Annotated in this window: 26 protein-coding genes; 13 read left to right on the top strand and 13 right to left on the bottom strand. The window is 68.8% G+C overall.

The window, feature by feature from the left end:
• Nucleotides 1-97: 97 nt before the first annotated feature.
• The 4 genes from ACIOKD_RS30915 (at nt 98) to ACIOKD_RS30900 (ending at nt 5,929) form a co-directional block, all read left to right on the top strand.
• The gene (locus ACIOKD_RS30915; RefSeq protein ID WP_402090523.1) at nt 98-946 is read left to right on the top strand and encodes a transcriptional regulator; all 849 of its coding nucleotides are present in this window, start codon (nt 98-100) and stop codon (nt 944-946) included.
• A gap of 135 nt (nt 947-1,081) precedes the next feature.
• The gene (locus tag ACIOKD_RS30910; protein WP_402090521.1) at nt 1,082-3,463 is read left to right on the top strand and encodes an ArnT family glycosyltransferase; all 2,382 of its coding nucleotides are present in this window, start codon (nt 1,082-1,084) and stop codon (nt 3,461-3,463) included.
• Between the two features lie 631 nt (nt 3,464-4,094).
• Nucleotides 4,095-5,564, top strand: a complete 1,470-nt coding sequence (locus ACIOKD_RS30905) for a B12-binding domain-containing protein (RefSeq protein ID WP_402090519.1) — start codon at nt 4,095-4,097, stop codon at nt 5,562-5,564.
• A 158-nt stretch (nt 5,565-5,722) separates the two neighbouring features.
• Nucleotides 5,723-5,929 (top strand): hypothetical protein, encoded by a 207-nt coding sequence (locus tag ACIOKD_RS30900; RefSeq protein WP_402090517.1) that lies wholly within the window; start codon nt 5,723-5,725, stop codon nt 5,927-5,929.
• A gap of 5 nt (nt 5,930-5,934) precedes the next feature.
• Here the strand turns inward: ACIOKD_RS30900 and ACIOKD_RS30895 are convergent, their stop codons facing one another.
• The 3 genes from ACIOKD_RS30895 to ACIOKD_RS30885 form a co-directional block, all read right to left on the bottom strand.
• The gene (locus ACIOKD_RS30895; protein ID WP_402090515.1) at nt 5,935-6,201 is read right to left on the bottom strand and encodes a hypothetical protein; all 267 of its coding nucleotides are present in this window, start codon (nt 6,199-6,201) and stop codon (nt 5,935-5,937) included.
• 815 nt (nt 6,202-7,016) lie between these two features.
• Nucleotides 7,017-7,436, bottom strand: a complete 420-nt coding sequence (locus ACIOKD_RS30890) for an arsenate reductase ArsC (RefSeq protein WP_402090513.1) — start codon at nt 7,434-7,436, stop codon at nt 7,017-7,019.
• Nucleotides 7,437-7,587: 151 nt separating this feature from the next.
• Nucleotides 7,588-7,737 carry a hypothetical protein gene (locus tag ACIOKD_RS30885; RefSeq protein WP_402090511.1) on the bottom strand — a complete coding sequence of 50 codons (150 nt, stop codon included), beginning with the start codon at nt 7,735-7,737 and terminating at the stop codon, nt 7,588-7,590.
• A 311-nt stretch (nt 7,738-8,048) separates the two neighbouring features.
• On the opposite strand from ACIOKD_RS30885, the gene ACIOKD_RS30880 reads away from it, so the two are divergent.
• Nucleotides 8,049-8,357, top strand: a complete 309-nt coding sequence (locus ACIOKD_RS30880) for an ArsR/SmtB family transcription factor (protein WP_402090508.1) — start codon at nt 8,049-8,051, stop codon at nt 8,355-8,357.
• The gene (gene arsB, locus ACIOKD_RS30875; RefSeq protein WP_402090506.1) at nt 8,354-9,466 is read left to right on the top strand and encodes an ACR3 family arsenite efflux transporter; all 1,113 of its coding nucleotides are present in this window, start codon (nt 8,354-8,356) and stop codon (nt 9,464-9,466) included. The genes ACIOKD_RS30880 and arsB overlap by 4 nt, the downstream gene beginning before the upstream one ends.
• 574 nt (nt 9,467-10,040) lie before the next feature.
• On the opposite strand, the gene ACIOKD_RS30870 is transcribed toward arsB, so the two are convergent.
• Nucleotides 10,041-10,412: an ArsR/SmtB family transcription factor gene (locus ACIOKD_RS30870; protein WP_402090504.1), complete on the bottom strand. Its 372-nt coding sequence runs from the start codon at nt 10,410-10,412 to the stop codon at nt 10,041-10,043.
• 450 nt (nt 10,413-10,862) lie between these two features.
• Here ACIOKD_RS30870 and ACIOKD_RS30865 point away from each other — a divergent pair, with 450 nt between their 5' ends.
• The 3 genes from ACIOKD_RS30865 (at nt 10,863) to ACIOKD_RS30855 (ending at nt 14,128) form a co-directional block, all read left to right on the top strand.
• Nucleotides 10,863-12,266, top strand: a complete 1,404-nt coding sequence (locus ACIOKD_RS30865) for an NAD(P)-binding domain-containing protein (RefSeq protein WP_402090502.1) — start codon at nt 10,863-10,865, stop codon at nt 12,264-12,266.
• 151 nt (nt 12,267-12,417) lie between these two features.
• Nucleotides 12,418-12,897: an ArsI/CadI family heavy metal resistance metalloenzyme gene (locus tag ACIOKD_RS30860; RefSeq protein WP_402090500.1), complete on the top strand. Its 480-nt coding sequence runs from the start codon at nt 12,418-12,420 to the stop codon at nt 12,895-12,897.
• A 7-nt stretch (nt 12,898-12,904) separates the two neighbouring features.
• Nucleotides 12,905-14,128: an MFS transporter gene (locus ACIOKD_RS30855; RefSeq protein WP_402090498.1), complete on the top strand. Its 1,224-nt coding sequence runs from the start codon at nt 12,905-12,907 to the stop codon at nt 14,126-14,128.
• 215 nt (nt 14,129-14,343) lie between these two features.
• Here the strand turns inward: ACIOKD_RS30855 and ACIOKD_RS30850 are convergent, their stop codons facing one another.
• Together ACIOKD_RS30850 and ACIOKD_RS30845 are read right to left on the bottom strand one after the other, a co-directional pair.
• A complete protein-coding gene (locus ACIOKD_RS30850) occupies nt 14,344-15,087 on the bottom strand; it encodes an ANTAR domain-containing protein (protein ID WP_402090496.1) in 744 nt (247 codons plus the stop codon).
• 5 nt (nt 15,088-15,092) lie between these two features.
• Nucleotides 15,093-15,818, bottom strand: a complete 726-nt coding sequence (locus ACIOKD_RS30845; protein WP_402090494.1) for a GAF and ANTAR domain-containing protein — start codon at nt 15,816-15,818, stop codon at nt 15,093-15,095.
• A 751-nt stretch (nt 15,819-16,569) separates the two neighbouring features.
• On the opposite strand from ACIOKD_RS30845, the gene ACIOKD_RS30840 reads away from it, so the two are divergent.
• On the top strand, nt 16,570-16,878 hold the full coding sequence (locus tag ACIOKD_RS30840; protein ID WP_402090492.1) for a DUF5994 family protein: 309 nt from the start codon (nt 16,570-16,572) through the stop codon (nt 16,876-16,878).
• Between the two features lie 212 nt (nt 16,879-17,090).
• On the opposite strand, the gene ACIOKD_RS30835 is transcribed toward ACIOKD_RS30840, so the two are convergent.
• From ACIOKD_RS30835 to ACIOKD_RS30815, 5 genes are all read right to left on the bottom strand, one after another.
• A complete protein-coding gene (locus tag ACIOKD_RS30835) occupies nt 17,091-17,564 on the bottom strand; it encodes a DUF5994 family protein (protein WP_402090490.1) in 474 nt (157 codons plus the stop codon).
• Between the two features lie 408 nt (nt 17,565-17,972).
• Nucleotides 17,973-18,791: an endo alpha-1,4 polygalactosaminidase gene (locus ACIOKD_RS30830; RefSeq protein WP_402090488.1), complete on the bottom strand. Its 819-nt coding sequence runs from the start codon at nt 18,789-18,791 to the stop codon at nt 17,973-17,975.
• Nucleotides 18,792-19,152: 361 nt separating this feature from the next.
• Entirely contained in the window at nt 19,153-19,923 is a 771-nt protein-coding gene (locus ACIOKD_RS30825) for a KR domain-containing protein (RefSeq protein ID WP_402090486.1), read from the bottom strand.
• 361 nt (nt 19,924-20,284) lie between these two features.
• On the bottom strand, nt 20,285-20,641 hold the full coding sequence (locus tag ACIOKD_RS30820; RefSeq protein ID WP_402090484.1) for a hypothetical protein: 357 nt from the start codon (nt 20,639-20,641) through the stop codon (nt 20,285-20,287).
• Nucleotides 20,642-20,803: 162 nt separating this feature from the next.
• Complete coding sequence (locus tag ACIOKD_RS30815; protein WP_402090482.1) at nt 20,804-21,676, bottom strand: helix-turn-helix transcriptional regulator; 873 nt, start codon at nt 21,674-21,676, stop codon at nt 20,804-20,806.
• A gap of 177 nt (nt 21,677-21,853) precedes the next feature.
• Here ACIOKD_RS30815 and ACIOKD_RS30810 point away from each other — a divergent pair, with 177 nt between their 5' ends.
• Together ACIOKD_RS30810 and ACIOKD_RS30805 are read left to right on the top strand one after the other, a co-directional pair.
• Nucleotides 21,854-22,315 (top strand): nuclear transport factor 2 family protein, encoded by a 462-nt coding sequence (locus ACIOKD_RS30810; RefSeq protein ID WP_402090480.1) that lies wholly within the window; start codon nt 21,854-21,856, stop codon nt 22,313-22,315.
• 195 nt (nt 22,316-22,510) lie between these two features.
• Complete coding sequence (locus ACIOKD_RS30805; RefSeq protein ID WP_402090478.1) at nt 22,511-22,828, top strand: hypothetical protein; 318 nt, start codon at nt 22,511-22,513, stop codon at nt 22,826-22,828.
• A gap of 459 nt (nt 22,829-23,287) precedes the next feature.
• On the opposite strand, the gene ACIOKD_RS30800 is transcribed toward ACIOKD_RS30805, so the two are convergent.
• Both ACIOKD_RS30800 and ACIOKD_RS30795 read right to left on the bottom strand, forming a co-directional pair.
• The gene (locus ACIOKD_RS30800; RefSeq protein ID WP_402090476.1) at nt 23,288-24,010 is read right to left on the bottom strand and encodes a type 1 glutamine amidotransferase domain-containing protein; all 723 of its coding nucleotides are present in this window, start codon (nt 24,008-24,010) and stop codon (nt 23,288-23,290) included.
• A gap of 137 nt (nt 24,011-24,147) precedes the next feature.
• A complete protein-coding gene (locus ACIOKD_RS30795; protein WP_402090474.1) occupies nt 24,148-24,984 on the bottom strand; it encodes an alpha/beta fold hydrolase in 837 nt (278 codons plus the stop codon).
• 417 nt (nt 24,985-25,401) lie between these two features.
• Between ACIOKD_RS30795 and ACIOKD_RS30790 the strand changes: the two genes are divergently transcribed.
• The gene (locus ACIOKD_RS30790) at nt 25,402-26,739 is read left to right on the top strand and encodes an MFS transporter (protein ID WP_402090470.1); all 1,338 of its coding nucleotides are present in this window, start codon (nt 25,402-25,404) and stop codon (nt 26,737-26,739) included.
• The last annotated feature ends 85 nt before the right edge of the window (nt 26,740-26,824 follow it).

The following is a 26,824-nucleotide window of genomic DNA, read 5'->3' as shown; positions in this document are numbered from 1 at the left end:
TGATTCTCCTCGTTCTCAGGGGCAGGATGAGGAGCACGTAGCACGACTCGCAGAACTCGACTCCCCTATTCCCGCAATTCTCGTCGACCGGCACAGCATGAGGGTCATCGACGGAATGCACCGTCTGCTGGCCGCTCGGCTGCGCGGTCAGCAAACGATAGAAGTGGAGTTCTTCGACGGAACTCCCGAGGACGCGTTCCTGCGGGCGGTCGCCTCGAACGTCTCGCACGGCCTGCCCCTGTCACTGGCCGATCGCCGCACCGCCGCGGCCCGGATCATCGCCTCTCACCCGCAGATGTCGGACCGTGCGATCGCACGCGCGGCCGGCCTCGGAGCCAAGGCCGTCGCGGCGATCCGGCGCCGTTCGAGCGGCGGCGTCCCCCAGCTCGGCGCGCGCGTCGGCAGGGACGGCAAGGTGCGCCCGCTGAGCAGTGTGGAAGGCAGACGACGGGCTGCCGAACTGATAGCGGAACGTCCCCAGGCCTCCCTGCGTGAGGTGGCGCGGTACGCGGGTATCTCGCCCGCGACGGTCAGTGACGTGCGCAAACGACTGGAGTCGGGTCAGGCTCCGGTCGCCGAGCGCCACGAAGCCGGCGACGGGCAGGCCCGGTCCGACGTGATGGCGCGCATCATCAAGCCCCGGGCCGACCGCATCCCGCGTCAGGTCTTGGCGGACACCTCCGCCGTAGTGGAGAAGCTGCTGCGGGATCCCTCCTTACGGCACAAGGAGGAGGGGCGGCATCTGCTGCGCCTGCTGCAGCAGAACGAGATCGCCACGAGGGAGTGGGCGGACCTGACGGCCGCCGTACCGAGCCATTGCGGAGCCCTGGTGGTGGATCTCGCCCTGCACTACGCGGAGATCTGGGCGAATTTCGCCAAGCTGCTGGACGAGCGTGTACGTATCGAAGGACGCCGTACCGACGATGTGGATGCGCGTGATGTGTGACCTCGTGTTGTGTGACCTCGCGAAGCGTGAACTCACGTGGAGGAGCGACTTCGTGTAGGAGAGTCGGTGCCGGGCGCGCGGAACATCATTTGCGCGCCCGGCTCCGGCCCCAGTCGAAAGGCACTGACCGCGATCATGACCACCTCGACCACCGAATCCGGTACGTCCACCGTTCCCGACTCCGACGATCGATTATCGCGACCTCGTTGGCACATCTGGCGATCACCCGCCGACCAGCCAGGATGGGCCCGGCCCGCCCTGCTGGGCATCGCCGTTCTCGCCGCGTCGCTGTACGCGTGGAACATCACTGAAAGCGGCTATGCGAGCTACTACTCGGTCGCCGCCCGCAGTATGACGGTGAGTTGGAAGGCCTTTCTGTTCACCTCGCTCGACCCGTCGGCCACCATCACCCTGGACAAGATCGGTGGATTCCTGTGGCCGCAGGCTCTCTCCGCCCGCGTCTTCGGGTTCCACGCCTGGGCGCTGACCCTGCCCCAGTGTGTCGAGGGCGTCGTCGCGGTGCTGGTGATGTACCGGACAGTACGTCGTTGGCAGGGGCCCGCGGCCGGACTGCTGGCGGCCGGACTGCTCACGCTGACACCGGTGGCCGCCTCGATGTTCGGCCACGCGATGCTCGACGGCATGGTTGTCATGTGCCTGACACTCGCGGCGGACCAGTACCAGAAGGCGGTCGGTACCGCCCGGTTGCGCCCTCTGCTGTGCAGCGGACTGTGGATCGGACTGGGCTTCCAGGCCAAGATGATGGAGGCCTGGATCATCGTCCCGGTCCTGCTCATCGGCTACCTGGTGGCCGCGCCGGTCACGCTCCGTCGACGCACGGGGCACCTGCTGGCCGCAGGCGCGGTGACGCTCGCGGTGTCGTTGTCCTGGGTGGCCATGATGACGCTCACTCCACAGGACGCACGCCCGTACGTCGACGGGACCACCAACAACAGTGCCTATGCGATGGTGTTCGGCTACAACGGCTTCAATCGCTTCGAGCCCGGTCTGATCAGTGGTGTGGATGACGGGATGTCACCAGTCGCCCCCGGCGGCGGCGGCGGGGGACCGGCGCCCGACGGCCAGAACGGCTCGCGTGAGCGGAGCGGCGGCCAGCAGCCCGGGGACGGGACGGCGGCTCCGCCCTCCGGGGCCGGGCCGGCGAATGGGCAGGTGAACCCTCCGCCCGGGGCGACGGACGGATCGCGGGACCCGAGCACGGCCACCCGGGGTCCGGACACGGCGGCGCGAGGGCCGAATACCGCCAGCCGGGGTCCGGACACGGCATCCTCGGGTCCGTCTCCGGGTCCGTCCCCGGGCCCGGATGCGGGAGGAGCGGATGACACCACGCGGGAGACCGTGGCCCCCTCGCCCGGGTCGAGTGGCTGGCTCAAGCTGCTCCGCGACGACTCGTACGCGGTACAGGTCGGCTGGTTGTATCCGCTCGCGCTGTTCGGCCTGATCGCCGGGCTGGTCCGGCATCGCAAGGGCCCGCGTACCGACCAGGTCCGCGCCGGTTACCTGATGTGGGGCGGCTGGCTGGCGACGACGGCCGGCGTCCTCAGTTCCTTCTCCTTCGCCCACGCCGCCTACCTCGCCACCCTCGCCCCCGCCCTCGCCGCCCTGTCCGCCGCCGGAACCGTCACGCTCTGGCGTGCCCACCGCACCGCACACGCCGGATGGCGCCTCTGGGTGCTGCCTGCGGCGGTCATCGCCGCGGAGGTGGCCTGGACCATCCATTTGGCGTCCGACCACACCGACTTCGCGCCCTGGCTGATCCCGGTCGTGTCCGTGGCCGCGCTCATCGCCGTCACGGCCCTCGGTCTCGCGTCCAGGAGCAGGAGCAGGAGCAGGAGCAGGAGCAAGAGCACAGGGAGCACAGGGAGCGGAGATCCGCGTGGTGTCGCAGGCGTACGTGTCGGAGGCGTACGCATCGGGGGCATGGGACTGGGGACCGCCGGACTGCTGGCCGGATGCGTCGCGATGTTCGCCGCACCCACGGCGTGGTCGCTGTCGGTGCTGAACGAGCGGTACGCCGGATCGGCCTTCGAAGCGAGCGCGGGGCCCCCCGTCGCGACCGGCGCCCCGGAGGACCCCACCTCCACCTCACTGACCACCGGAGAGCGCAGACTCCTCGCGTACGTCGAGAAGTACGGCGGTGACGCCGAGTTCACGTTCTCGACCGACAGTTGGAGCACCGCGGCGTCCTACATCTACGCCGAGGGCCTGCCCGTCCTGCCGCTGGGCGGCTACTCCGGTACGGCCAGGTCGGTCACCCTCGCCGAGTACAAACACCTGGTGGCGGCGGGCCGGCTGCGGTTCGCCCTGCTCAGCGGGCTCGGCCCGGCGACCGGCGAGCCGAGACCGAAGAACCCCCCTGCTCTTCCGAAGGACGCCCCGGAGGCCTTGAAGATCAACAGCTGGGTGTACTCGACCTGCGCCGAAATCCCCTCCAAGACCTACGGCGTCACGCCCTCCGAGGGCGGACCCACGCTGACCTTGTTCCGATGCGCTTGAACCGCACGGCCGGAGAGAAGGCGCTTGGCGGAGCACGGGCCCCGTCAAGCGCCGTCGGCTGCCTCCGACGCGCCTGCGAGCGGCGCTCACGGGCGGGTCCGGGTCCCGTGGCAGGGACTCACCAGGGCAGGCGATCGGAGGCACCCTCTTACCTCTCATGAGCAGTTCACATGCGGATGTCGGGTGCCAGGGACGAGGGCGGAACATGATGCTGCGCATGCGCCCCCTCGTCGCTCTGGAGATCGCATGTCGGGCCGGCGCACGGGCGCGAGGGCACTGACGGCCCACCGCCCACCGGCCCGACGTCGCAGTCGTCGACGTGTGGCTGCCGCCGACCTTCACCGACGAAGGCATGTGCGCGACTGGTGGGACGCACGCCGCTCGGTGGTGACGGGCGTCCGGTCCGAGCCGGGTGCATTGTCCAGTAGCCGGGGGGCCGATGTCGGAGGTATCGGGAAATACGGACCGTAGTCATATGCCGTCGGTAATCTGCGGGTCTCCTGCTTTCGACCGAAAGGGGTGACGGGGGTCCGTGCCAGCGGGTTCCGAATCGATGGTCTCCTTGCCGGAGCAGCAGAAGAGCACGCGTGGTGGGGGTCCTGCCGCGCAGCACTGTGAACCGTATCCGGCGGTGACAGTGGACGCGTCCGGCATCGTGCTGTCTCACAACGCGCAGGCCGCGGTTCTGCTGGCGCGGGTCGCTGTCGGTGCCACGCTGGGCGAGGTCGCGCCCGCCTGGCTGATCGAGGCCCACCTGCGGCGGGTCAGCGGTGCGCTGGAGGAGCGGTCGGCATGGGCCGACGGCCGGATCGGCGCGCACCGGGTGAAGGCTCTCGCGGTACCCGGCGTGGACGGTGCGGTGACCTGGTGGCTGGTCGGTGACAGTGCTCCGGCGAGTGCGGCGAGTGCGGTGAGTGCGGCGCAGGAGCTGGAGCGCGAGCGGGTGAGAGCCGGACTGCTGCAGGGGCTCTCCTCCGAACTGCTCGCCTCGCTGGATGTCGACCGTTGTACGGCGCTGACCGTGCGACGGGCCGCCCGGCATCTGGCGGACGCGGCGGTCGTCGTCGGAACGGGCGACGGACGCAGCTTCCCTGTGACGAGGTGCACCACCGACGGGCCCGTGGTGCAGGAGCGGCTCGCCCTGGACCCCGGGCAACTGCCGGGCCTGGCGGAGGCGTTGCAGGGACTTCCCGCGGTGTCCTCCCGCTGGATCGATCCGCGCGAGGTGCCGTCCTGGGCGGTGCCTGAGGGGTTCGCGGGCGATGTCGCCCGGTGCGTCACGGCCATCGCCGACGCCACCGCGCCCGCCCTCGTCGGCACGTTCGTGGGAAGGGTCCTGGTGTCGTGCGTCGACGGCGAGTGGCACTCCCTGCCGGCACGTCTGGTCAGCGAGGTGCTGCGGTTACGGGGCTGGCGGGTCGACTATCTCGGGGCGCAGGTCCCCACCGAGCACCTGGTCGCGCATGCGCGCCGCACCCGTGCGCAGGCGGTGCTGCTGTCCTCGTCCATCCCGACACTCCTGCCCGGCGCGCACAACGCGATCAACTCCTGTCAGGGTGCCGGACTTCCGGTACTCGCCGGAGGTGCCGCGTTCGGGCCGCAGGGCCGCTATGCCAGGCTCATGCAGGCCGAATGGGCCAAGGACGCACCTGACGCGGCCACCCTGCTCGGCCGGCACCTGAGGCCGTCCGGTGCACACGCGGCCCGCCTGCCCGAGCTGGACCTGCCGCACCTGGCCGACCAGGAATACACCATGGTCCGCCGAACCAAGCTCCAGTTGGTCAAGCGGACCCTCGCCGACGTCGAGGAGAGGTTTCCCGAGACGCGCCACTACAGCGAGTACCAGCTGGAGCGCACCGTCGAGGACATCGACTTCGTCGTCAGCCACCTCGCCACCGCCCTTTACGTCGACGACCCCGACCTGTTCACGAGGTTCATCACGTGGACTGCGGACGTCCTGGCAGCCCGCGGGGTCCCGCCGCGGTGCCTCCTCCCCGCTCTGGACTCGCTGCTGAACCAGCTCAAGGACTTCCCCCGCGCGGTCGGCATCCTCACCGCCGCCCGCGACCTCCTCATTCCTCCGCCCCCACATCCCGACTGACCACGCCGCGGAACACCAGACCCCGATCACGGGCGAGCCACCGCCCGAAGGCCGCGCGTACGGACTCGGTCCTTCCTGGAACGCCGAATACGCTCCTCAGCGGGTCATGCCCGAGCCGAAGCCCAGCTCCTGGGGCGGTACTCCCTCTGGATGCCGGTGTGCAGGACGAAGAGGATCCCGCACAGCGTCTGCAGGCCGGCACCCGAGGTCTGCCCTCGACCACCTACGGCGCCGGCTCGGGCAGCAACGGCTCATTCGACGATCACAGTTCATCCGACACGATCCACGGCCGCGACGCACGCTTCGCCATGAGAGAACCAACGAGCAATGAAGCCGACAGCCACATGATCAACAGCATCTGGTAGGACCCCTAAGCCAGTAGAGCGCCGAGGAGCAGACCGCCGACAAGGCCGACAGCGCTGACCACAAGGGCGATCACGGCGAGTCGCTCGTGCCGGACGGTCTTGGCGATGATGGCCAGTATCAAGCCGATCACGCCGAAGACGATCGGAAAGAAGAGCAACGAGATCACACCCAGCACCATCGCGATGATGCTCAGTACGTTGCCGGTCGCCGTGCCCTGCGGTGCACCGTGGGGCTGCTGCCCGGTCGGTCGGTCGCCATACTGCGTGGTCATCTGTCTCTCCTTCGAGTGATCGCACTCAGACCCGATCCCGACATGGATCGGTCACCTACGATTGCCCGCGATTCCCTTTAAAACACCGCGACTTGATTGTGCGGTCACCATCACAGGGACGGGAGCCGCACGGTCATGATCCGTGCCGCCAGGGACTCCGTTCCGGTCGATACGGTGCGCGACCGTTCGCGCGGCCGTCGGCTCGCCACAGGGCACAGTTGTCCTGGACGCTCTCGCTCATCCGCTCATCCGCTCATCCGCTCATCCGCGCATCAGCTCATCGCCGGGCGCTGGGTAGGCCGGCCTTCGTCCGGATCAGGCTCTGCAGCTTGCTGAGCACACGCGACCCCGACATGGTCGAACCGCCGCTGCAGGTGGCGCGGCCGAGAGCGTCGTAGGCGTAGCCGTCGTTCACCAGACGGTCGGCGCTGTCGTAGGTAGTGAGTCCGGATGGTGGAGCCGGCCGTTTCGCTGTGACCGGTCAGGTTGCCGGTGACCGCGTATCCGGGAGTGTCCGAGGCGACGGTGACGCCATCGGCGGTGGTGCGGGTGCGTCCGGTTTCAGGCTGGCTGGCCGGCCGGTCGGGCAGGTGGTCCGCCGCGTGTACCTTCACCGGCACCTACGACGCGGACGGATCTCTCACCTCCCAGACGAATCGGGCAGTGTCCTGAAGAGGGCGCCGCTGAACAGGGCGCCGCCGAAGACGGGTGGCTTGAGCTCGGCGCGCGGGCGGTGCAGAGGGCCGTGGTGTAGCCACCACGACCGGAGCCGATGAGGACGACCTCGCGTCCGCCGTCCTTCGCGGTCGCAGCGTTCACGCCTTCCGCTTGGAGTCGATCTCGGCGACCAGTGCCTCGATGCGGGTCTTGATCTCGTCGCGGATGGGGCGTACGGACCCGACGCCCTTGCCGGCCGGGTCTTCGAGGTCCCAGTCGAGGTACCTCTTGCCCGGGAAGATCGGGCAGGCGTCCCCGCAGCCCATGGTGATGACGTAGTCGGACGCCTGCACGGCCTCGGTGGTGAGGATCTTCGGCTGCTGGTCCGAGATGTCGACGCCGATCTCGTTCATGGCCTCGATGGCGGCCGGGTTGACCTGGTTGCCCGGGATCGAACCCGCGGAGCGGACCTCGACCCGGTCGCCCGCGAGGTGGCTGAGGAATCCGGCGGCCATCTGCGATCGCCCCGCGTTGTGGACGCAGACGAACAGCACGGAAGCGAGTGGAGTCGGGGACATCGGTTCTTCCTTCATCTGGTCCTTCACGAGGTCCTTCTCAAGGTGGTCAGGCGTGCGGCAGGGAGTCGCGCAAGTCGGTGCCGCGGGCGTCTGTCTCGTCGCTGATACCGCGCACGACGGCGACCGGGGAGGCTTCGGGGCCGGTGATGGGTCAGTCCGCGTTACGGCGGCCCGGTACGACCGGGTCGGAGGCCGGGTGCGTGTCCGCGGAGGGGACGACCACCCGACTGGCCGCCCGGTGGCGGAGAAGGGCGGCGGCCATCTGGGAGCGGCCGGCGTTGTGGGCCCATACGAACAGCACTCGGGCAGGCCGACGTCCGGTGTCCCCTCGACGTGGGCGAGTGCGTCGAGACACTTGGTGGCGAGGTGCTCAGCGTGGACGACGAGGCGAGCACAAGGACGCGGTCGTGCTGGGCGAGACAGTCGTAGAAGTCGGTGACGGCGCGCTCGAACGGTCACTGTCGAGGAGTGGCCGCGGTAGCGCGACACGAGCGGTGCCGCACCTGCTGCAAGGCGCCGATCAGGGAAAGCTGGGGGTGGGGATGCGTTCATTGATGCCCCTGGCTCAGCCCATGCGGGTATCAGTCCTGACTGATGTGACAGTATCAGCGCATGCTGACATCAGTCGACACTGATCTGATCCGGGTTTTAGCCGACCCCCTCAGGCTCCGCATTGTGACCCTGCTCGCCCGCGAGACGCTGTGCACCACCCACCTGGTGGAGGAGACCGGTGCCAAGCAGACCAACCTCTCCAACCACCTGAGGGTGCTGCGCGAGGCGGGGGTCGTAGAGACCGAGCCGTGCGGGCGGTTCACCTACTACAAGCTCCGCCCGGACGTCGTCGACCGGCTCGCCGGCCAGTTCGCCGACCTGGCAGCGTCCGCTCGCAGCGCCGCCGACAACAAGAGGGCCTGCCCGTGACCCCAACAGAAGCATCCGCGACCACCGCCGAGGACCCCTCGGTCGTCGCGAAGCTCTCGACGCTCGACCGCTTTCTCGCCGTCTGGATCCTCGCAGCCATGGCCCTCGGCCTGGGCCTGGGCAGGCTCATCCCCGGCCTGAACGACGCTCTCGCCAAGGTCGAGATCGGCGGCATATCGCTGCCCATCGCCGTCGGCCTGCTGATCATGATGTACCCGGTCCTGGCGAAGGTCCGCTACGACAAGCTCGACGCCGTCACCGGCGACCGCAGGCTCATGGCCTCGTCGCTGGTCATCAACTGGATCATCGGCCCCGCGGTCATGTTCGCGCTGGCCTGGATCTTCCTGCCGGACCTGCCCGAGTACCGCGCCGGCCTGATCATCGTCGGCCTCGCCCGCTGCATCGCCATGGTCATCATCTGGAACGACCTCGCCTGCGGCGACCGCGAAGCCGCCGCGGTGCTCGTCGCGCTCAACTCGGTCTTCCAGGTCCTGGCGTTCGGCCTGCTCGGCTGGTTCTACCTCGACCTGCTGCCCGGCTGGCTCGGCCTCGGTGAAGGCGAGCACCTCGACATCTCCATGTGGAAGATCGCCCTGAACGTCGTCATCTTCCTCGGCGTCCCGCTCCTCGCCGGGTTCCTGACCCGCCGGATCGGCGAGAAGAAGCTCGGCCGCGCGAAGTACGAGTCCGGATTCCTCCCGAAGATCGGCCCCTGGGCCCTGTACGGCCTGCTGTTCACGATCGTCATCCTCTTCGCCCTGCAGGGGAAGACGATCACCTCCCAGCCGCTGGACGTGGTCCGCATCGCGCTGCCGCTGCTCGTGTACTTCGCGGTCATGTGGTTCGGCACCTTCGCCCTCGGCAAGGTGATCGGCCTCGCGTACGACCGCACGGCGACGCTCGCCTTCACAGCGGCCGGCAACAACTTCGAGCTGGCGATCGCGGTCGCCATCGCCACCTTCGGTGTCACCTCCGGCCAAGCTCTGTCGGGCGTCGTCGGCCCGCTCATCGAGGTGCCGGTCCTGGTTGCCCTCGTGTACGTCTCCCTGGCCTGGCGGCGGAAGTTCAGCGCCGACCGACAGTTGACGACCGCGTCACAAAAAGGCTGATCCGCTGCTTGGACTGCTTGGACTGCTTGGACTGCTTCGACGCGAGGCGGTCGAGCATCTACGACGCGGCCTACGCGGCCTGCGCAGCCTTGTCACATGGGCCGGCCGGGCCGCCCGCGTGGTCCGCAGCGCCGAGATGAGCGGATAGCGAAGGCGGGGGGTGTTGGCCCTCTCGTACGGCGATTACGGCGACTACGGCGATCAAGGCGTCGCCGGAAGTGAGCTCCTTACCCCGACGGTCATGCCGCTGCTCGGTGAGGGCACAAAGATTGCGGGAAGCTCTCTCTGCTGCTCTCACCCTGACCATGCTGGTGGCCTTCGCCCGCGACGCCCGCGACGCCGGCGACGTCCGCGACGCCCGCTTCCACGTACGCTGCGGCCATGATCGCGGTGAAGCGACGGTTCACGCCAGCCTGACCAGCACGACTGACGCGGCCGGGAAGTTTCCAGTCGTTCGCAGTCGTTCGCAGTCGTTCGCAGTCGGTTCCCGATCGGGACGTCCGGCTGAGGCGGACACGCGATCGGGGGGCCGACGGCGGTGCTGAAGCCGTTCCCAGGCATCGGGATGCGGAGGTCAGACCACCTGGGCAGGGGCGGGCCTCGGAGTCAGCAGGTGGCTCATCGCAGTCAGCACCAACGGCTCGACCCGGTAGTAGACCCACGTTCCGCGCCGCTCGGAGGTCAGCAGGCCGGCCTCCTTGAGCTTCTTCAGGTGGTGGGAGACGGTCGGCTGTGAGACGCCGACGTCGGCGATGTCGCAGACGCAGGCCTCGCTGTCCGGGTGCGAAGCGACCTTGGAGAACAGTCGCAGCCGCACCGGGTCGCCCAGGGCCTTGAACATGGCGGCGGTGAGTTCGGCCTCTTTCGCCGTGAGTTCCCTCTCGGTCAGGGCTGGGCAGCACCGCTCGGCCGGGAGCGCGGCCGCCTTCTCCAGAAGCTTCGACATACGTCTATATTGACACTCGTTCAACAGGATTCCAAGATCACCTGTTTAGGCAACCGCCTAAGCGCGGCTGCGGGGGGGCCGTGTGAGGGTCAATCGCACTCGATCACGTACGGCTGTGATCAATGGCGCGAGCAGCGGCATGGATGGGCGGGGACCGATGCGGCGCCGCCCGGCAGGGAGCCCACGCGCTGGCGCAAACGCTGCGGTCGGAAACGTGCGGTCAGCCGCTGCGGGTCATCGCAATCGCACCCGGCTGGGCGCAATCCCTTCCGCGTCGGGCGCGATCTCTATGTTGAGCCTCGCCTGAGCACCTAACCAAGATCGATGGTCGATGGATCCGCCCGCACGGAGCCACTGTTTCGATGAGCCTCTATGTTGACGTGTGTCGAATCAGGGTCCATGCTGTTGACCGATAGACATCGACAAACATCGAAACTGAGGAGAGCCGTCGTGACTGCGCCCGCTGCCCAGGATCTGCCCCAGGATCTGCCCGTCGTCGTCATCGGAGCCGGCCCCATCGGCCTGGCCGCCGCCGCTCACCTGCTGGAGCGGCAGCTGACGCCCCTGGTCCTGGAAGCAGGACCGACGGCCGCCGGCGCAGTACGGGACTGGTCGCACGTCCGGCTCTTCTCGACCTGGAGCGAGCTCACCGACCCCGCCGCCGAGAAGCTGCTCGCGCCCACCGGCTGGAGCCGCCCCAGCGCGACGACGTACCCCACCGGCGGCGACTGGGCCGAAGGCTACCTCCAGCCCCTCGCCGACACCCTCGGCGACCGGATCCGCTACGGCGCCACCGTCACCGGCATCTCCCGCACCGGACGCGACCGCACCGTCGACGCCGACCGCGACAGCCAGCCCCTCGTCGTCCACCTCACCACCGCCGACGGCCGCGAGGAACGCCTCTTCGCCCGCGCGATCATCGATGCCTCCGGCACCTGGACCACCCCGAGCCCGGCCGGCGCCAGCGGCCTGCCCGCGCTGGGCGAGATGTCGGCGGCCGACCGCATCACCTACCGCGTCCCCGACCTCAACGACCCGACCGTACGGCCCCGTTACGCGGGAAAGCGCACCGCGGTCATCGGCTCCGGAGCCTCCGCCTTCACGGCGCTCGCGACCCTCGCACACCTTGCCCAGGGCGAACCGGGCACGCACGCCGTATGGATCCTGCGCCGCGGTATCAGCGGCTCCACCTTCGGCGGCGGCGAAGCCGACCAGCTCCCCGCCCGCGGAGCCCTCGGACTGGCCGCCAAGGCAGCCGTCGACAACGGCCACGCCGACGCCGTCACGGGCTTCCGCACCGAGACGATCGACCGAGACGAAGACGGCCGCCTGATCCTCGTCGGAGAGGACGGCCGACGCCTCGACGCGGTCGACGAGGCCATCGTCCTCACCGGCTTCCGCCCCGACCTGACCTTCCTGTCCGAGATCCGCCTCGGCCTCGACGAACGTCTCCAGGCCCCGACCGCGCTGGCCCCGCTCATCGACCCCAACGTCCACTCCTGCGGCACGGTCTACCCGCACGGTGTCAACGAGCTCTCCCACCCGGAGAAGGGCGTCTACCTCGTCGGCATGAAGTCCTACGGCCGCGCCCCCACCTTCCTCGCGTTGACCGGATACGAGCAGGTCCGCTCCATCGCCGCGTCCCTAGCCGGAGACCAGGAGGCGGCCGAGCGGGTCGAGCTGACCCTGCCCGAGACCGGAGTCTGCGGCGGCGCAGGACTCTTCGACGAGGACGAGGCGGCCTCCGAGGAGAACGGCGGCGGATGCTGTGCCCCCGCGCCCGCCCTGGCCCAGATCGGCTCCGCCGGAACCGCCCTCCACATCGGCAGGCCCGAGGCGGAGGGCGGCTGTTGAACACCCGGGACACCCCGGGACATCCCGGGGCATCCCTGGCTTGCCCGGAACATCACGGAACAACCTGGATCCCCCGGCCCGGCCGAGCCCGGCCAAACCCGCTCCTTGCCCGGCCGGGCACGCGGTCTCAACCCTGGCAGGAGGAACCACCGTGTCCCGCGTACAGCTCGCCCTGCGCGTCCCCGACCTCGAAGCCTCGATCGCCTTCTACCGCAAACTGTTCGGCACCGAGCCCGCCAAACTCCGCGACGGCTACGCCAACTTCGTCATCGCCGAGCCCCCGCTGAAGCTCGTCCTCATCGAAGGCACGGCAGGCGAGGACACGCGCATGGACCACCTCGGAGTCGAGGTCGACACCACCGAGGCCGTCCATGCCGCCACCACCCGCCTCAGCGCGGAAGGCCTGGCCACCGACGCAGAGAACGACACCACCTGCTGCTACGCCGTCCAGGACAAGGTCTGGGTCCACGGCCCCGGCCAGGAACCCTGGGAGGTGTACGTCGTGAAAGCCGACGCAGACTCCCTCGCCAAGCAACAAGGCAGCAGCTGCTGCGCTTCAGGCGCAGCCGATTCCGCTACAGATGCCAAGGCGGGCGAACCTGTCGCCGCCGCCGGTGGCGGCTGCTGCTGATGCCCCGGTGACCCACGCGCACGCTGACAAGGCCGCGACCGGCACGGCAAAGAGCCGCTCGCGGCCCCGCGCCGCACTGCCCGCACTCTGCGCCACCCAGATCACCAGCTGGGGAATCGTCTACTACGCCTTCCCCGTCCTGCTCCCGCACCTGACAGCGGACACCGGATGGTCGACGAGCGCCGCCACCGCGGCCTTCTCCGCCGCTCTCCTCGTCTCGGCCGTCACAGGCATCCCCATCGGACGCATCCTCGACCGCCGGGGCCCCCGTACCGTCATGACCACCGGTTCCCTGCTCGCGGTCACGGCCATCCTGACCATTGCGGCAGCCCCGAACTCGTACGTCTTCACAGCAGGCTGGCTCCTGGCCGGAGTCGCCATGGCCGCCACCTTCTACCAGCCCGCTTTCGCGGCCGTCACCCGCTGGTGGGGACCCGACCGCGTACGCGCCCTGACGATCGTCACCCTGGCCGGCGGACTCGCCAGTACAGTCTTCGCCCCGCTCACCGCCCTGCTCGCGGACCACCTCGGCTGGCGCACCACCTACGTCGTGCTCGCGGTCATCCTCGCGGCCGTCACCATCCCCGCGCACGCCCTGGCCCTACGAGCCCCCTGGCCACCCGCCCCACCGTCCCCAACGGCGCCCAACCGCACACCGATCGCCCGAAGCCGCCCCTTCCTGCTCCTCGTCCTGGCCTTCACCTCTTCCGGCTTCGCCATGTACGCCGTCGTCTTCGGCATGGTCCCGCTGATGATCGAACGAGGCGCCAGCCCCTCAACAGCCGCCTGGGCACTGGGCCTAGGCGGAGCCGGTCAAACCCTGGGCCGCACGCTCTACGCCACCCTCACCCGCACCACCAGCGTCACCACTCGCACGGCGGTCCTCTTCGCAGCGGGCGGCGCCACCACGACAGCGCTCGCCCTCATACCGGGCCCCATCCCGCTGCTGATCCTGCTCGCCGTCCTCGCCGGAGTCGTACGCGGCAACCTCACGCTCCTCCAGGCCACCGCCGTCAGCGACCGCTGGGGAACAACGGACTACGGCCGCCTGTCCGGGCTTCTGATCGCTCCGGCCACGGTGGTGGCGGCCCTCGCACCCTGGGCCGGCGCGGCTCTGGCAGGACAGCTGGGTGGCTACGACGGACTGTTCCTCATCCTCGCCGTCGGCTCTGCTGTCGCGGCCGTACTGGCCCTCGCATCGGGGCGATCCGCATCAAGCGCACATGTGTGACCGACCTGGCTGGGCCGTACACCGAGGCCTGTCTGCGGGCTGTCTGCAGCGCGGGGATCGTAGAAACGGATGGATCCCAGCGGCATCGACGAAACGGATGGATCCCAGCGGCATCGACGCAGTACGCAAGGGTGGCTGCGGATCGTCGACGGCGCGCGGTGACCGTGGACGTGCCCCGCGGAAGGACCCGGTCGAAGGTCGCTCAGCCAGCCCTTCTACGGCTGTTCAGGGTTGACGGCAGGCACGATGTCGCCTTCGAAGGTGTTGTCGATGACCTGCTGGGCGAGTTCGGTCAGGCGTAGGTGGCGGGGACGGGCGTAGGCACGCATGGCGTCGAAGGTTTCGTCGAGACCGAGGCCCTGACGTTCGGAGAGGATGCCCTTGGCCTGTTCGATGACGACACGGCTGGACAGAGCGGTCTGGAGCTGTGCCTTCTCGGTGTGACTCTGTTCGATGGTGCGCTGCTGGAGGATGGCGATGGTCGCGAGGTCGGCGAGTGCCTGGCCGATCTGGACATCGGATGGGCTGAGACGGCTGAGCCTGGTGCTGAAGAGGTTGACGGCACCGACGACCTGGTGGCGCAGTTTCATCGGCAGGGCGTGTGTGGTCATGAAGCCGGCGGCCCGGGCGCGGGCGGCGAAGGGGCCGAAGCCCGCGGTGGCGACACTGGAGGTGAGGTTGATGTTCAGTTGCGCCTGGCCGCTGTGGTAACAGCGGACGCAGGGGCCCTGGGCGTGCTGGAGGGCGAAGAGTTCCAGGAGGTGGGTCTTCTCGTCGGAGGCGGCGATGAGCTGCAGTTCGTCGTGTTGATCGACGATCATCAGGCCGACGGCGTCGACATCGAGAAGCTCGACGCACCGGATGGACAGGCGGTGCAGAAACTCGATGAGGTCGAAGTCGTCGGTGAGCGTGTCCACGGCCTCCACCAGAATGTCCAGCACGCGTTGCTGACTTGTCATCGTCCTCAGTCCTTGTTCCCGGACGGGGTGGCCGTCCCGTCTCGATTGTCTCGGAAGTGGAGTCGCCGCGACACCACGTCTTCGGCCGCTGTGAGAAGAGCTTTCTCGGTGCGGTAGGCGTGGGCGCGCAGAAGAGCCATGGCCTCGGTGAGGGAGACGTCGGCCTGGACGCTGATCATGCCTGTGGCCTGGTGAACGGCGGCACGGTGCAGCGCCGTGTGGGGTTCGGCCTGGGCGAAGGACGCCCGCTGTCCGCTGTCGTGGATCAGCGCCGCGGTCATGGCGGCGGCCAGGATGAGCGCATCGTTGGTCTGGGCGGGGTCCAGGGGGGCGGGGCTGGTGCGCTGCGCGGTGAGGACTCCGAGGGAGACGGCCCCAAGGTGCAGGGGGAAGCAGAAGATTGCGCGTACGCCGAGCTTTCCGGCTTCGGGCAGGAAGGCGGGCCACCGGTGCGGAGCCGTCTGCTGCAGATCCGGGACGGCGACCAGGGTGCGGTGGCGGTAGGCGTCGAAGCCGGGCCCTTCACCGAGGGTGCACTGAAGATCCTCCACTGTGGCGCTGAGGCCGGGGGTGGACCACACCAGCTCGGTCAGCGCCCCGTCGGTCCCCAGGGACACCGCGATTCCGTCCACGCCCAGCAGTCGCGCGCACCTGGCCGGGTCACCGCCCAGAAGAGTGGACCCGCTTTCGTCGGGAAGATCACGCAGAATACGGGCCAGTGTCGCGTTCATGTCCATTCAGACCGCCGCTTCCACACCGGCGCCACCCGAAGTGAGCGTCCGCCTCGTCCATACTATCCGGCACATCCAGGTGGCTTTCCGATCCGCAGGCGGTGGACTGGGTGCGAGGACTCCCCGCAGACCCCTCGAATTACTGGGCGGTGTCATCGCACCGGGCGTCCCCGCCGGGCACCGGTAAGGACGCGGCATGCGCCCCGGCGCAACACCGGGGAGGACATCGGCCGAAACCGTTGTGTCAGTGGTCAGTGATACGGCTCCAGCCTGCTTTCGGTCGGCCACAACACGACCCGGGCAAGGGGCCGGGAGATGCCACAGCCAGTAGCCCCGCTGTGACAGCTCGTGCCTTCCACCATAGGGCACCTGCCGTCGGGGCGGCCGTGCGTTCCGGGCCTTTCCGGACCAGGATGTTCGAGTCTGTCCGTCCGCAACGGCTACCGGAACCCGCGTACGGCCGTACGCGTCCGTCATCATATGAGCCCGCCATCCTCACCACCGGACGGGATACCGGCCATGGCCGGGTCGCCAGGACCGCTCACGCCCGGTCCTGGCACCTGCGCGTCCTCAGGGTCGCCGGGCTCGGCATGGCCTGATGCGGTGGTGACCTCGCTACTGCCCCCGGCGGCTGCTCGGAGGGAGTGCTCAGCAGCGCTGCTCGGGGGATCAGCTCTGCGCACGGCACTCGGCCGCCGCCAGTGAAGCACCCGAAGCGGCGGCCGCCGCCATGACACGGTGCCCGCACACAATGCGTCTGCCGCGCCCATGGTGCGGCGTCGAAGCGCTCGAAGCAGAACGACATGCGGGCGCATTGCGCGCCTGGGGCCACATCAGCGGCGTCACCGTCAACGGCGCTACCTGGACCGAGACACCCGGCCGGATGCTCGTCCTCAACCAGGTCGTACGACTGCACAGGACCACAGTCGTGTCCGCTCCTCACACGATCTGTCCGCTCGCCCCCGGCCGTGGACGCTGGGACCTTCTGGTCGTACCGCCCGACAGCCCGCCCGACGACGCCGGACTGCTCATGGCCGTCGGCGCGGCCGGTCACGCCTGACCGGGCAACCGTCATCGGAGCACGAACAGACCTTCGCAGCCGGGCCCATCGTCATGCCGGGAACGGACCGGGCGGGTTGCGTGACGCAGCCGGGAGACGGCTGGTCAGCATCCTGCCCGGGACGCAGCGGGAGTGCTCGGCGTACCGCGCGGTGGGCTGACCGGGCACGCTCAGGTCTCTGCGCTAAGGTCCCTGCGCTCACGTCGCTACGGTCACGTGGTTCTGCCGGGCCGCCCGAAGTGGCCGCTGCCGTCCGCCGCCCCCTTCTCCTCGCGGTCCCGCCCGCGATCAGCCGCCTCAGAGCCGCCGTGGAGCGCTTGCTCCGCGGCCATGAGCGAACTCGCGGTCGTCGCGGAATGGGCGCTCCCGCTAGCGGCTGCCATCAGGCGGGCGGCTGCCGGGGCGCTGGTCTCCGGCGGAATCACCAGCAGGTCCCAGCGGCCTGCGGTGTAGGAGGACAGCAGTATCTGGTGAGGATCCAGCTCCGTAAGCCGACCGACCTTCACCACATGCCCGCTGACGGGCACCTTCAGCGGGACGGGAGGCCAGTGCAGAGGGTTGATCGCAATCCGGGTGACCCGCCCCCACAAGGGATCCAGCGTGTCGGCCAGGGCGGAGAGTTCCTGCGTCAGATCCCGGGAGCAGGGCCACCAGGCGCCGTCCAGACGCCCCCGGAGGTTGCTCACGGGCTTCAGTGCGAGGCGGGCGGTCGGAGCCCTGAACGGAACTCTCCGCATGTGGGGCCGGCCAGTGGTCGCGAACATCGCGCGAACCTGTCTCCCGACCGTGTCGGATGGGCCACGGCCCGGCGTCATCACTCACCGAGGACGACTCCGACGGAGAAGCCGGGGTGCGAAAAACCCTCGATATCGTGAAGGCTACTCCGCGGAGGGTTCCAACGGACCGCACCGAAGCACCGGCTCCCGTACTTCCTTGGGCTGAGCACCCGCGATCACGGCGAGGCGTGCCCCGGTGCGATGGGTACGGCGGAATCCGGGCAGAGGACGGGCCGGCTGCGCGGCGCGGAGCCGGCCCGTCCGGTCGTGTCGGCTCAGGGATCGTGGTGGCTTACCTGATCGGGAGCAGTCCCAGGCTCAGCAGGCCTTGCGCACGTATGCGCTGTCGCCGGGGGCGGTGACGAGCACATCGCGAAGGACGACGCTGAGGCGGCCGCCCCACTGGGCGCAGGTCTCGTCGAAGTACTTCTGCTGGTACTCGATCACGATGACGTTGTCGTTGAAGCCCTCGGTGTAGTCGCCGCACTCCTTCCACTCGCCGCACTCCTCGGCGACGGCGAAGTCCAGGCCGGTCGCGGAGCGCTCGGTGGAGAGTTCGGGCGTGTTCTTCTGTCCGATGGCCAGGCCCTTGTCGTGGGCGTGGTCCGCGAGCAGCCTGACGAACGCCTTGGCGTTGTCCTCGCTGATCAGGTCGGTCCGGGTGAAGGAGTCGAGGTTGTCGGGCTCGACGGCGTCAAAACCCTTGTCGGCACAGGTGTCGATCCAGGCGTTGACCTTCGCGGCGACCTGCTGGCGCTTGGCTGCGGTGCGGATGTCGAGGAAGGCCTCGTCCCAGTCCGGGTCGTAGACGACTTCTCCCTCGGCGTCCGTCAGCAACAGGTCGCCCCACTCGTCCTCGGCCCCCGGCTGAGCCTGGAAGGCGTTGACGTAACAGATGTTGTACAGGCCGGCGGCCGGGGAAGCGGTGTGGTCGCGGGAGACGACCTTCACGTCGGCGGCCGGGGTGTAGGCCTGGCCGATCTGGTAGTCGAAGGACCCGTTGACCGGCGGCATTTCCACCGCCTGCACTGCAGCGTTCGCGCTTGAGGAGACGAGCAGGGCACCGACGGCGGCGCACGTCAGGGACGCCGCCACGACGGCGGGCTTGCGGGATCGCGCACGATGGGTGTGGGGCATGTGGAGCTCCAGAAGGTGGGGGTACGTCCCCGCCTCGGACTACGCTTCGATGCGTCAGTCCTGGCGACTGTGTCCGGACTCGCGGTGGAGAGAACCGCACTACCGGCTGGGCGTACCTCTGGCGCCAGGAGTCTGGTGTTGGCGCTGCAGGGAGTAAACCGAGCGGCTCACGTCATGTCAACCGGCCGATTCCGGTTGCGGAACGTTCAACACCAAACTCGTCTTTGGCACCAAGCAGTCTGCTTTACCGCCCAGTTGCGGCACTTTGACGACATGGCGGCGGACCGCGGAAAACCACGAAGTGAGGTCGAAGAGCTTACCCAGCGCGACCGACAGCCGCGGGCGGTGACGTGACCGCGCGTCAGTCGCGGTCGGTGCGATGGCCGAGTCTGCTGAGGAGACGGTGGGCCAGGGAGCTGAGGTTTCCGGCTCCGGCGAGTTCTACTACGGGCAGTTCGCAGTCGAGGTGGCGGCGGATCAGCGTGGCGAGTTCGGCATTCATGAGGGAGTCGGCGCCGAGGGATGCGAGGGGCTGGGTGCGGTCGAGGTGTTCGGGAGTGGTCTGGAGCACGTCGGCGAGGAGGCCGGCCAGAGCGTTCTCGCCCAAGGTGTGGGCTTCGTCGCCGGTGGCGTCGGCCAGGCTGTCGCGCAGCTTCCGGGCAGTATGTGACGGATCGCGTGCCGGGAGCAGCGAGGCGGTCCGGGGGGCTGCCGGCCTGGGGAGGTATCGCTGCAGTGCGGCCAGGTCGATGGCGCCGACGTGTACGACGGATGTGTCCGGGTCGGCCAGGAGACTGTCGGCGGCGGTGAGTGCGATCTCGGTGGTGGAGCTGCCGAGGCCCATGGCTTCCAGTTCATCGGCCATGCCGGACCGTTCGACGTAACCGGCGTCGGTGATCGCGCTGAACTGGATGGCCAGGGCCGGGAGTCCGGCGCGCCGGCGGTCGTGGGCCAGTGCTTCCAGAGGCAGGTTGGCCCCGGCGTAGGGGGCTTGCTCGATGTTGCCGAGGAGCGCGGAGGCCGAGCTGTACATGAGGAAGAAGTCCGGGCCCGGAGTCCTGGTCATGCGGTCGAGAAGGGTGGCGCCTGTCATCTTCGGCGCCAGTACGCGGTGGATGCGGTCGTCGGTCATCCGAGTTCGCTATACAGATCCGCGGGACTGTCTTCCGCGTTCTGGAAGATTCCGCGAGCATTGAGCGACCGCATGACCAAGCGCGTCTGAGGGCGCGGCGGCACACCCACCGCGAGGAGAGTCGCCCCGAAAATCCTGCCCCCCGACATGACGCAGACGGAAGCATGGTCAAAAGCGGCGGACTTGCTCTTCAGACTACCCGAACGCAATGCAACATTATGCTCATAGCCGCCGATCCGAAGGAACCGGGCGGTATCGGGAGAGGCTGCAGAATACTCACCCGGTATGTCGTCACGTGATAGCGGGCCAGCCGCTTGGCGGTGTGGTCCAGGCAGTGAGGGCTCATATCGGCCAGAGAAGTCTAGGGCCGCTCCACAGGCATACGGCAACGGTCGAGCAGGTCGCCCGACCCCACTCCGATGTCGAGGTATTCACCAGCGAAGTTCTTCTCGTACAGCCCTAGAACGTCGCGACGTGAACATCCCCAGAATGCAAGATGGTTGAACATCACCACGGGCTCGTACAGCCGCACGCCCAGGCAAGTGAATACCTTGTACCCGTCCCGTACGGCGGAATGTTCCGAAGACGCAGCCATGCCCAGCCCTTGATATGCGTACGCCTTGGGGCGCTTGTCGGTACGTCGGCCCGGCCCGAACTGGTTGCAGTCGGTGTCGACGTCGCTCGCGGTGCCTGTCAGCTCGCCCGATTCCGCGGACAACGTAGGGAACATGTTGGGCTGGGCCGTAGCGGGAGAGGCAAGGGGCGGGTGCAGTTGTCCCAGTTCACTGCCTTCTTGGTGGCCGCGTAGACGGCGCCGCCCTCGAAGGCATCGCCCTGACCTCGGCAGGCACCAACACCGGCAAAACCGGGCTCGCGCGGATCAACTGGATGCGGTGGTGGGCTGGCCGGCGATGGCGGTGAGCCGGAGCCTGGTCTCGTCCTCGCTGCCGGGTGCGGCGGTCATGATCACGATCTTGAGGTCGAAGTCGCCGTCGGTCAGGATGTCGCAGTCCACCGTGACAGGTCCCACTGTGGGATGGTCGATCGTCTTCTGGTCCTCGCGGTGTGCGGCCACACCTCCGGTCGCCCACAGCTCGGCGAACCTCGTGTCGGCGCTCAGTTCACCGATCAGCGTGGCGAGGCGTTTGTCCTGGGGGTAGCGGCCGGTGGCGCGGCGCAGGTCGGAGACTACGGCGGCGTCGGTGGCCTCCCGGTCCGCTTCGGTCACGGGCCACAGTGCGAGACGGGTGGGTCCGTCGTCCAGGGGGAACCTGTCACGGGCGAAGTTGCGCAGCCGCGCCGGTGAGGTGGAGGGGTCGCCCACGAGGCCGGCCCATCCGCGGTTCCACCACACCAGCTGCCAGTCCGCCGCGAAGACGGCGACCGCGACGTCCCCGAGCCGGGCGAGTACCCGTTGCACACCGGGCGTGAGGTGGTCGGAGATCGTGCCGCCCGCCGGAGGGGCGAGGCGCGCCAGCCGGTACAGGTGGTCGCGTTCAGCGGTGGACAGTTGCAGGGCGCGTGCCAGGGATGCCACCACCGGCGCTGAAGGGGTGGTGGCCCTTCCCTGCTCCAGGCGCACGACGTAGTCCACCGACATCCCGGCGAGGTCGGCCAGTTCCTCGCGCCGCAGCCCGGTGGCGCGGCGTCCCGAGGCCACCGGCAGTCCGGCGGCCGACGGAGGAAGCCGGTCGCGCCACGTGCGGATCATCGCGCCCAGGCCGATGTCGGGTGTCGTCGTCATGATGGCCATTCTTCCCGCATTCCCGGCCGCCCGTGTGGTGCGAGGGTGGTACGGCTCTTCCTACCGTCGAAGCGTCTCTGGTTCGTACGTCCCGGCCGCGCCACCATAAAGGACATGACGTTCACCGGATCCGGGATTGTTCGAATTCCCGGCCGGGCCAGCAATTCACCGTGCAGGGAGAAATCAATGACCAACGCCGAGAACGCACTGTCCCGTCTGCTGGACGAGGCATCGGTTCGGGACACGGTCGCTCGTTTCGCCGACGCAGCCACCCGAGGTGACATCGACCGTTTCCGCGCGACCTGGGCCACCGACGCGGAATGGACGATCGGTGAGAGGGTGCATGCCGTCGGCGTGGACGACATCGTCTCCACGTACCGGAAGCTGCGGGAGGGGCGGGACTTCTTCGTGCAGTTCGCGGTGCAGGGCCCCATCGAGATCTCCGGTGACGAGGCGACCACCAGCATCATCTGCCACGAGGCCGCGCGCGGGCCGGGCGAGACGTACTACAGGAACCACTGCGTCACCGCCGATCGCCTGCGGCGCTCGGAGAACGGCTGGGTCTTCACCAGCCGCTCGTTCCAGTACCTCTGGCTCGACACGTCCGCATTCACCGGCGACGCCTTCGAGCTGCCCGTCGGTTTCTGATTCCGGTCGGCGGTTTCCGATTCCGGTCGGCATCCGCCGTTCGAACGCCGGAACTCGCGGTGTCCGGGAAGTATGCCGGGCACTGCGAGGTGGGCGGGATTTTGCGAATACGCCCGAGTCCTCGTCTCTGCTGTTCACGAACATGTCGAAGAAAGCGAGCACTGCGATGAGTGCCGGAGGCGCCGGCCATACGAAGTGGGAGCTCGGCGAGGTCCCGACGCGCCCTGCCCGGCTGCGCTGCTCGGCCTCAACGGCCTGTACGCCCTTCCGGAGCTGATCGACGGGCTCGGCACCTTGCACGAGCATCTGCGACAGGAGTACCGGACGCTGCTGTCCAACGCCTTCACCACCGACGACAAGAGGAACTGGGCCGCCGCGAGTCCGGCGCACTTCGACCCGGCGGACATCGCCGAGCGGATCCGGGAGGGCAGAGCACCGCGGCTGATCGTGCGACCCGCAGCCCTCTTCCGTGACCGACATCCTCAGACTGTGGCGCCGACGGGTCGGGCGTGAGCTGTCCGCGCCCGGTCACCCTGAGGAAAGCTGTACTGATGCATGTCCGCCACCTGGGCCGCAACGACAGCCACGTGATGCGGTACCTGCCCGAGCGGTGCACTGAGGAGCGCCACCCCGTGCCCGTCTTCGATACCCCGGCAGCAGCGAACCGGACCACGACGTGGCCGTACACCGGTCGGACGAGCGGCTGACTCGGATCCTGGGCCGATGATGGGATGCCGCACAGGTCGCGCACTACCGCGAGCAGGTGCTGCGCCGACCGTGATGCTCGCTCGGCCACCATCGCCCTCGTCCCGACACCTCCTCGCGCGCCCGCCTCGGCCGGAACACCGGCGCCGACCCGACGCCGCGACCGACGCCGTGGCGGAACTCGACACCATCGGCAGCCGAGACACCGTGGAACACTTCCGGCCCGCCGGGCTGAAGCCTGGCGGGCCGGAAGCGCGGGACAGATTTTCACGCGGAGGCGGACAGGCTCTTCTCGTCGGCGGATCCGACCTGCGCCGTGGTGAGTGCGATGAGGGCGTCGGCTGCCGGGCCGGAGGAGGCGGGGTTCTGGCCGGTGATGAGCAGGCCGTCCTGGACGACGTAGGGCTGCCAGTCGCCGATCTTGGAGTAGATGCCGCCGAGGCCCTTGAGCTCGTCCTCGACGAGGAAGGGAACGATGTCGGTGAGGGCGACGCCCTCCTCCTCGGAGTTGGTGAAGCCGGTGACCTTCCTGCCCTGCACCAGGGGCGTGCCGTCTTCGTTGACGGTGTGGCGCAGGACGCCGGGGGCGTGGCAGACCAGGGCCAGGGGCTTGCCGGAGCGCAAGGTCGTCTCGATGAGGCGGGCCGAGTCGGTGTCCTCGGCGAGGTCCCACAGGGGGCCGTGGCCTCCGGGGTAGAAGACGGTGTCGTAGTCGTCGGCGGCGACGGAGCCCAGACGTACGGTGGTGGCCAGGGCGTGGGTGGCCTCGGGGTCGTTCTCGAAGCGGCGGGTCTGGTCGGTCTGGTTGGCGGGTTCGTTGCTCTTGGGGTCCAGAGGCGGCCGACCGCCCTTCGGGGAGGCGAGGGTGATGTCCCAGCCGGCCTCCTTGAACCGGTAGTAGGGGGCGGCGAGTTCCTCCAGCCAGAAGCCGGTCGTACGGCCGGTGTCGCCGAGCTTGTCGTGCGAGGTGAGAACGATGAGGACCTTCATGGTGACTGCTCCTGTGGATCAGTGGATCAGTGGGCCGGTCGCCTTCGGCGAGGCGAGTGGCGCGGGGAGTGATGAGGCGGGGCGCGAGGACGCGGGGTACGGGCCGGCGAGCGCGGTCGGCCGGGCTGGGATGCGGCTTACTGGGCGAGGAAGTCCAGCAGGATCTCGTTGACCTCGGCGGTGTGGGTGGTGAGGAGCCCGTGGGGGGCGCCGTCGATCTCGGTGTACTGAGCGGTGGGCAGGGCCTTGGCGAAGCGTCGTCCGGTGGCGTCGATGGGCAGGGTGCGGTCGGCGGTTCCGTGGACGATCAGCGTCGGGACGTCGATCCTGGGGATGTCGGCGCGGAAGTCGGTGGGCCAGGTAAGGGGCGCGGCTGCCGAGGCGATCGCACCGGCGCCGGCCGCCACGTTCCAGGCGTTGCGCACCGCTTCCTCGCTCACCCGGGTGCCGAGGTTCTCGTCGAGGTTGAAGAAGTCGTTGTAGAAGCCGGTGAAGAAGGCGTAGCGGTCCTTCTTGACCGCGTCGGAGACGCCCTGGAAGAAGGAGGCGGGCGCGGCACCGTCGGGGTTGTCGTCGGTGATCTCCAGGAACGGCTCCAGGGAGGCCAGGAAGACGGCCTTGGCGACCCGGGCGGAACCGTAGGCGGAGAGGTAGCGGGCCACCTCGCCGGTGCCCATGGAGAACCCGACCAGCACCGCCTCGCGCAGGTCCAGCGTCTCCAGTACGGCGTTCAGGTCGGCGGCGAAGGTGTCGTAGTCGTAACCCGTCGAGGGCTGGCTGGACTTGCCGAATCCCCGCCGGTCGTAGGTGATGACCCGGTAGCCGGCGTCCAGCAGTGCCGATGTCTGGCCGTCCCACGAGTTCCCGTCCAGCGGATAGCCGTGGATCAGCACTACGGGCCGCCCCGCCCCCTTGTCCTCGTAGTGCAGCTCGATGTCCGTGCTGTTCTCCGTGCCGACCTTGATACGGCCCATGACGTCCAACCTCCGAAGTGCGTTTCGCGTTCCGACATCCAGAACTATACGACTGGTCTACTCCATCGTCAACGTGCATTCCCCATGGCCGATGGGGGCGGCGTGTGAGGACTTCGTCTCGACGGTGTGCGCGTGTGCGCGTGTCAGCGCGTGTGCGCATGTGTGTACATGCGCGTTCGGTCACGCATCGCTGCTCGTCCGGTGCGAACGCGTTGCCCTCGGTGGCGATCAGGTTCCGCGACGGGATGGCTTTCAAGCCGCCTCCGTCGCCTTCTCGCCGAAGACCGACGCGGCCCCGGCGGACGCTGGATGACGGCCATGAAATCGGTGACCGGCCGGGGCGCATCCGCGGCTAGCGCTGCGGAAAGGGACTGATCATGTAGACGACTGGTCTACTCATGCTCTACTCTCGTGGTCATGGGTACTTCAGAGATCACGGCTCTCCCTCGTCTGCACGCCGCTGTCCACCCGCGGAACCCCGGTGGCGGCGGGCGGAGTTCCGGTGAGTTGCCTTCCGGCGCCGACGCGCCGGCCACGGCGGAGGTGTCGTCAGTGGTCCCGCGGGCCGCATGGATACGGCCCGCGGCCGCTGTCTTCACCGTGGGATGGGGGGCGAACATGTTCGCCTCCGTCCTGCAGGTCTATCGGGGAAACCTGAGCGGATCTCAGGTCAATTCACTGTTCGGCGCCTACGCGCTGGGGCTCATTCCGGCTCTGCTGATCATGGCCCGAGTCTCCGACCGTCTCGGTCGGCGGCGGGTGCTCCTGGCTTCTCTGCTGCTCTCCGCCCTCGGCTCCGCGGTGATCCTTTCGTCCGGTGGGGCGTTCGGGACGATCCTGGCCGGGCGGATCCTGGTCGGAGTCAGTGCCGGCGCGGCATTCGGACCGGGAACGGCGTGGATAAAGGAGCTCTCCGACGCCACGAAGGCCGGGAAGGCGACAGCGGGAGTGGGAGCGCGGCGTTCGGCGGTCGCGCTGACCGCCGGGTTCGCGATCGGACCCCTGCTGTCAGGTGTCATCGTCCAGTGGCTGCCCGCGCCGCAGACCGCGGCCTACCTGGTGCACATCGCTCTGGTGGCACTGACGTTGCCGGTGGTGTGGCGCGCTCCTGAGCCGGCTCCGGCCGCCGCCGGGCGAGGCAGTCGCTCGTCGCGCTCCGGTGCCGGGCCGATGAAGGTGCTGACCAGCCGCCTCTTCCTGACCGCGGTACTTCCGACAGCACCCTGGGTCTTCGGGGCGGCGACCGTCTCGCTCGCGGCACTGCCGGTCCTGGTGCCTCTGGGCGGGTACGGCGCCGTCGGCGGCGGCATAGTCGCCGCCGTCACCCTGGGCAGCGGCATCGCGGTGCAGCCATGGGCGCGACGTCTGACCCGGCGCTCCCCGGCCGCGCCGTTCCGCACCGGCATGGCATCGGTGATCGCCGGGCTGCTCACGGCGGCGCTCACCGTGGCCACCGGTTCACTGGTCCTGCTGCTGGTGACAGCCGTTGTCCTGGGCTCGGCCTACGGTCTTCTGCTGGTGAGCGGTCTCCAGCTCGCGGAGTCACTCGCCGGCCCGCAGAACATCTCGACCGTGATCGCCGTGTTCTACAGCCTCACCTACGTCGGATTCGCCTTCCCCGTCCTCGTGCAGGTGCTCGGCAAGCTCTGGGACCCGGTAGCCGTCCTGGTCGCAGGCTCCGCGCTCGCGGTGGCCGCCCTGGCCACGACCCTGATCGCCTGGCCCGCACGACGGACAGCACGTAACGGGTCCTGACCCGCTCAGGCGTGGGCGGTGAGTGTGCCTGCCGATGTTCCGTCGGCTCCCGCACTCGCAGAACCCACGCACCCCTTTCCCAACC

The organism is Streptomyces sp. NPDC087844 (assembly GCF_044742785.1).
Taxonomy (GTDB): domain Bacteria; phylum Actinomycetota; class Actinomycetes; order Streptomycetales; family Streptomycetaceae; genus Streptomyces.
Note: the sequence above shows the minus strand (reverse complement) of the source record. Positions and strands in the feature narration are given on the sequence as shown.